Origin of the sequence: Streptomyces sp. NPDC048182 (assembly GCF_043202555.1) — a bacterium.
GTDB lineage: Bacteria > Actinomycetota > Actinomycetes > Streptomycetales > Streptomycetaceae > Streptomyces.
This window is the reverse complement of record NZ_JBIDAQ010000006.1, coordinates 433,986-439,985: the sequence shown is the minus strand read 5'-3', so window position 1 is coordinate 439,985 and position 6,000 is coordinate 433,986. Positions and strand designations below refer to the sequence as shown.

At 74.6% G+C, this 6,000-nt stretch carries 5 protein-coding genes; 3 read left to right on the top strand and 2 right to left on the bottom strand.

Features of this window, described 5'->3' with window-relative positions; genetic code table 11:
• The first annotated feature begins 403 nt into the window (after positions 1-403).
• The 3 genes from cysS to ACGFZL_RS15450 all read left to right on the top strand — a co-directional run bounded on the left by cysS (position 404) and on the right by ACGFZL_RS15450 (position 4,628).
• Positions 404-1,807: a cysteine--tRNA ligase gene (gene cysS, locus ACGFZL_RS15460; RefSeq protein ID WP_393691871.1), complete on the top strand. Its 1,404-nt coding sequence runs from the start codon at positions 404-406 to the stop codon at positions 1,805-1,807.
• Positions 1,808-1,859: 52 nt separating this feature from the next.
• Complete coding sequence (gene rlmB / locus ACGFZL_RS15455) at positions 1,860-2,798, top strand: 23S rRNA (guanosine(2251)-2'-O)-methyltransferase RlmB (protein WP_393691869.1); 939 nt, start codon at positions 1,860-1,862, stop codon at positions 2,796-2,798.
• A 93-nt stretch (positions 2,799-2,891) separates the two neighbouring features.
• Positions 2,892-4,628, top strand: coding sequence for a DoxX family protein (locus ACGFZL_RS15450; RefSeq protein WP_393691867.1), 1,737 nt, complete (start codon positions 2,892-2,894; stop codon positions 4,626-4,628).
• Between the two features lie 67 nt (positions 4,629-4,695).
• On the opposite strand, the gene ACGFZL_RS15445 is transcribed toward ACGFZL_RS15450, so the two are convergent.
• The gene (locus ACGFZL_RS15445; protein WP_393691865.1) at positions 4,696-5,430 is read right to left on the bottom strand and encodes an NDP-sugar synthase; all 735 of its coding nucleotides are present in this window, start codon (positions 5,428-5,430) and stop codon (positions 4,696-4,698) included.
• A gap of 42 nt (positions 5,431-5,472) precedes the next feature.
• On the bottom strand, positions 5,473-5,940 hold the full coding sequence (locus tag ACGFZL_RS15440) for a hypothetical protein (RefSeq protein WP_355172432.1): 468 nt from the start codon (positions 5,938-5,940) through the stop codon (positions 5,473-5,475).
• Between the last annotated feature and the right edge of the window lie 60 nt (positions 5,941-6,000).

Sequence of the window (6,000 nt, the reverse complement as noted above, 5' to 3'; positions counted from 1 at the left end):
GTGAACTCCGGTGCACGGCGGGGGAGTCGGCGGATGGACACTTCTCTGCCCGACCAGGAGGGACCCACCCCCCCCGGCGTCTCTGTCCGACCGTAAACGGGCGGCGGGTGGGCATAGGCCGGGGTCCAGGGGCGGAGCCCCGTGCGGGGGGCCCCCCCCCCCCCCCCCCCCCCCCCCCCCCCGGGGGGGGGGGCCCCGGGGGGGGGGGGGGGGGGGGGGGGCCGGGGGGGGGGGGGGGGGGGCGGCGCCGTTGCCGGGGCGCTGCCCCGGACCCCGCCAGGGGCTCCGCCCCTGGACCCCGGCCTGTGCCCACCCACCACCCGTTCACTGTCGGACAGAGAAGCTGGAGAAGAGCATCACTGCGCGGGCCTTGGCATTGCCGTCCGCCCACTACCCTGGACCCGTGACTATTCGCCTGTACGACACCAGCGCCCGGCAGATCCGTGACTTCGCCCCGCTCACGCCGGGCTGTGTCTCGATCTACCTCTGTGGCGCCACCGTGCAGGCCGCCCCGCACATCGGGCACATCCGGTCGGGGCTGAACTTCGACATCATGCGCCGCTGGTTCACCTACCGCGGCTACGACGTCACGTTCATCCGCAACGTCACCGACATCGACGACAAGATCATCAAGAAGGCCGCCGAGCAGCGCCGCCCCTGGTGGTCCATCGGCTACGAGAACGAGCGGGCGTTCAACGACGCCTACACCGCCCTCGGCTGCCTGCCCCCCACCTACGAGCCCCGTGCCACCGGCCACATCACCGAGATGGTCGAGATGATGCGCGGCCTCATCGAGCGCGGCCACGCCTACGAGGCGGAGGGCAACGTCTACTTCGACGTGCGCTCCCTGCCGGGGTATCTCTCGCTGTCCAACCAGGACCTCGACGACCTGCGCCAGCCCTCCGGCGAGGGCGAGACCGGCAAGCGGGACCCCCGGGACTTCGCCATGTGGAAGGCGGTCAAGCCGGGGGAGCCCAGCTGGGAGACGCCGTGGGGGCGCGGGCGGCCCGGCTGGCACCTGGAGTGCTCCGCCATGGCGCACAAGTACCTCGGCGAGGAGTTCGACGTCCACGGCGGCGGGATCGACCTGATCTTCCCGCACCACGAGAACGAGATCGCCCAGGCCCACGGCTTCGGCGACGCCTTCGCCCGGTACTGGGTGCACAACGCCTGGGTCACCATGAGCGGCGAGAAGATGTCCAAGTCGCTCGGCAACTCGGTGCTGGTCTCCGAGATGGTCAAGCGGTGGCGCCCGATCGTGCTCCGCTACTACCTCGGCACCCCGCACTACCGCTCCACCGTGGAGTACAGCGAGGAGGCGCTGCGCGAGGCCGAGTCGGCCTTCGGCCGGATCGAGGGCTTCGTGCAGCGCGTCACCGACCTGGCCGGCCAGGTCGAGCCGGCCGCCGAGGTGCCGCCCGCCTTCGCCGAGGCGATGGACGACGACCTGGGCGTCCCGCAGGCCCTCGCCGTCGTGCACACCACCGTCCGGCAGGGCAACAGCGCACTGGCCGCCGACGACAAGGAGGCCGCCGTCGCGCGCCTCGCCGAGGTCCGCGCCATGCTGGGTGTCCTCGGACTCGACCCGCTGGACGCCCGGTGGGCCGGCGAGGCCGATGCCGGTGAGGACCTGCACGGCGTGGTCGACAGCCTCGTACGCCTGGTCCTCGACCAGCGGGAGGCGGCGCGGGCGCGCAAGGACTGGCCCACGGCGGACGCCATCCGGGACCGGCTCGGAGAGTCCGGGCTGGCCATCGAGGACGGCCCGCAGGGACCCCGCTGGAGTCTCGGCGGCCCCGGCCGCTGAGCACCACCAGCTTCAGCAGACACAGACGTACGAGAACAGAGACGAGTGACTCATGGCCAACAACCGCCGCATGTCCGGCAAGAAGGGTGCGCAGGTCGGCAGCGGCGGCAAGCGGCGCCGGGGCCTGGAGGGCAAGGGGCCGACGCCCCCCGCCGAGATGCGCAAGGGGCACGCCAAGCAGCGCGCCGCCCAGGCGAAGGCGCGCCGCGCCACCGGCCGCCCGCAGCAGCGGCGCGGCGGCGGCCGGTCGACGTCCGAGCTGGTCGTCGGGCGCAACCCGGTGTTCGAGGCGCTGCGCGACGGCGTGCCCGCCTCGACGCTCTACGTGCAGCAGTTCATCGACAGCGACGAGCGGGTGCGTGAGGCCCTCCAGCTCGCCGCCGAGCGCGGCGGCATCAACCTCATGGAGGCGCCCCGCCCCGAGCTGGACCGGATGACCAACGGGCTCAACCACCAGGGCCTGGTCCTCCAGGTCCCGCCGTACGAGTACGCGCACCCGGAGGACCTCGCCGACGCCGCCGCCGACGAGGGCGCGGACCCGCTGATCGTCGCCCTGGACGGCGTCACCGACCCGCGCAACCTCGGCGCCGTCGTCCGCTCCGTCTCCGCCTTCGGCGGCCACGGCGTGCTCGTGCCCGAACGGCGTGCGGCCGGCATGACGGCGGGCGCCTGGAAGTCGTCCGCCGGCACCGCCGCCCGCACCCCGGTGGCCCGCGCCACCAACCTCACCCGCGCCCTGGAGGCGTACCAGAAGGCCGGGATCACGGTCGTCGGGCTCGCCGCCGACGGCGAGGTCGAGCTGGGTGATCTCGAGGCGCTGGGCGGGCCGGTCGTCGTCGTCGTCGGCAGCGAGGGCAAGGGGCTGTCGCGGCTGGTCGGCGAGACCTGCGACTTCCGGGTGCGGATCCCGATGCCGGGCGGCGCGGAGTCGCTCAACGCCGGTGTCGCGGCGGGCATCGTGCTCTACGAGGCGGCGCGCCGCCGGGCCTGACGCCAGAGGCCGTGGCTGTCCGGGCCGCCTTGACGGGGTCCGGACACATCCGCGCGGTCAAGGCAGTGTCCAAACCACACATCACTCGGTTAGATGAGTGTGGACACCAGAACACCCCGCACTCCCACGGGGGACCGCTCGTCGGGAATCGACGACGCTCCCGCGCTGAGCATGGTGAAGGTGCCGAGCGATCCGGCGCAGGTCATCGTCAACCACGCGAGTTTCCGCGTGCAGTTGGGCGCCTCGACCCGCCCCGCCCGGTCCCCGCGGATCGCCCGCCACCTGAGCGCCACCCAGGACACCTCCCGCATGCCCGCCGCCGCGGGCGCCCCCGCGCCCGCCCGCCGCCGGCCCGTCGTCTGGAGCGGCCGCTCCGAGCCGGACGACACCGGCGCCCACCGCCTCCTCCAGGCGGTCCGCGCCGGCGCGGGGCGTACGGCCGAGGCCCCCGCCCCCGCCGACGCCGGGGCCACCCAGGTCATCCCGCGCGTCGACGAGACGGTGGAGACCCCGCTCGTCGGCGCCCAGCGCGGCCCCGTCCCGGCGGAGGGCACCCGCCTGCTGCCCGCCATGCGCACGGTCGGCAGCGCCTACGACGAACCGGGTTACGGCGAACCGGGCTATGAGGGTTCCGGATACGGCGACGACGGCTATGGCGCCCTCGGCACCGACCCCGGCGCCTACGACGGCTACGGCCGCGACGACGACCCGGACGGCGCCGGGCACCGCTCCCGGCGGCACGGCGGCGACGACCCCGCGCGGCACGCCTACTACCCCGGCCGCCGGATGAACCTGGGCGTCGTGCTGCTCCCGCTGCGCGTCTTCCTCGGCTTCATCTCCATCTACGCCGGCATGGGCAAGCTCTGCGACCCCGTCTACTTCGACGGCGGCAAGCGCGGCTCCATGGTGAAGTGGCTCGACACCCTGCACCCCTGGGACGTGGCCGAGCCGCTGCGCCAGTTCGCCCTCTCCCACCCGGTGGGCTCCGGCCTGGTCATCGCCTTCCTCCAGGTCATCGTCGGCGTGCTGACCGTCCTGGGCTGCTGGCAGCGGGTCGCCGCCGTCATCGGGGCCGGCCTCTCGGCGGCGCTGCTCGTCACCGTCAGCTGGAAGAGCGTCCCGGTCTACGACGCGCCCGACATCATCTACCTCGCCGCCTGGTCCCCGCTGATCATCGCGGGCGCCCCGGTCTACTCCGTCGACGGCCGGCTCGCCGGCAGCGCCTGGCGGCGGCTCGGCCCGCGCGCCGACATCTGGGAGCTGCGCCGCTACGTGCTGCGCCGCGGGATCGTCGTCACCTTCCTGGTCACCGGCGTCACCCTGCTGGCCGGCTCGCTGCTCGGCGGCGCGGTGCGCGACGCGGACCGGGTGGTCGTGCCGGGGCCCGGCGAGGCGCCGCGCAACGAGCTGCCCGGCACGCCGCTGCCCGGGGAGTCCCGTACGCACAAGGAGCGCGAGTCCTCGGGGGAGGCGTCCTCCGCGCCCACCGAGGGCACCAAGGGCCGCGACAAGGACAAGAAGCCCTCCCGGGACGCCTCCGCGACCCCCGAGGCGGCCCGCGAGAGCGGTACCGCGCCGGGCGCGGCGCCGAGCAGGTCCCAGGGCGGGGCCCCGGGGCAGACGTCCCCCTCCCGCCGCTCCTCCTCCCCGTCCGGCCAGGCGCCCAGCACCGGCGCCGGGCCCTCCTCGGGCGGCACGTCCGGCGGCGCCGGCGGCTCCACCGGCGGCGGTGGCGCGGCGGCCCCCGGCGGCGGCGACGGGGACGGCGGCGGTTCGTCCTCCACGGGCCAGCCGGGCGGCAGCCGCCTGGTGGGCGGCCTGCTGGGGTAGTACCGGCAGGTGGTTACCAGAAGGGGCCCGCACGATCTCCTCGTGCGGGCCCCTTCTCGTGTGCCCCTCAGCGGGTCTGCGCGGCCAGCTCCTTGGCGGCCTCCGTCAGGTCCTTGGCGGTGTCGATGGCCCGCCAGTAGGAGCCCTGCGGGATGGGGAAGCCGGACAGCCGGCGCTCGCGGGCCAGCCGCGGGAACGTCGTCCGCTCGTGGTCGCCGCGCTCGGGGAGCATCGCGGCGAAGCCGGACGAGAAGACGTAGACGCCCGCGTTGATCTCGAAGGTCGACGGCGGGGCCTCGATGAAGTCGGTGATGAGCCCGAAGCCGTCCGTGCGCACCGCGCCCCAGGGCAGCCGGGGCCGGGCCATCGCGAGGGTCGCGACGGCGTCCCGCTCGGCGTGGAAGTCGGCCATGTCGCGCAGCGAGAAACGGGTCCAGATGTCGCCGTTGGTGGCGTACCAGGGCCGGTCGGGGTGGGGCAGGTGGGCGGCGGCGTACTTGAGGCCGCCGCCGCGGCCGAGGGGCTCGGGCTCCACGACGGTGGTGACGGAGAGCGGCAGATCCGCGTTCTCCAGCCACTTCTGGAGCACCTCGGCGAGGTGGCCGCAGGAGACGACGACGTCCGTCACGCCCTCCTCGGCGAGCCAGGAGAGCTGGTGGCCGATGATCGGGGTCCCGGTGCCCGGGATCTCGACCATCGGCTTGGGCCGGTCGTCGGTGTAGGGACGCAGCCGGGAACCCTGTCCGCCGGCCAGGACGACGGCTTGCACGGGACGGCGGGACGCGGCGTTCGGATCGGTCATGCCCGAACTGTACGCGGCGCCCCGCGGCCCCCCGTGGGGTGCTCAGCTGTGCGCGGCGAGGACCCCGGATGCGAAGGCGGTGTCGCAGACCGGGCGGGAGTAGGACTGGGCGCGCGTCGGGCCGTACGCCTTCACCGCGGCGCGGCCGAGGGCGCGGGCGATGGACGCGCAGTGCCGGGCCAGCGACGGGCGGCCGTCGACCGCCTCCTGGAGGTGGGTCAGGGCGACGCCCGGGTCCTTCTCCTGGAGCTCGGTCAGCAGCCGGTCGCGCAGCACCTCGTGGGCGGCGCGGGGGGCGGTGTGGGCGGCGGTCCTGGCGGAGGACGCCTCCGACGCGGCCAGCACCGAGCCCGAGGGGTCACCGGACCAGTCGACACGGGTCACCGCGAGGGTCCCGGAGAGCACCAGGACGACGGGCAGGACGAAGGCGAGAGAGCGGCCGATCCGGCGGGCGGGGCCCCGGTCGCGTCGCGTCTGTCGCGTGGTGGAGTGCTTCACGGAGTGCTTCACGCGAGAGAGGGTAGCGTCCGGTGATGATTTGGCGACATTTAGTCACCGGTTCGGGGGATG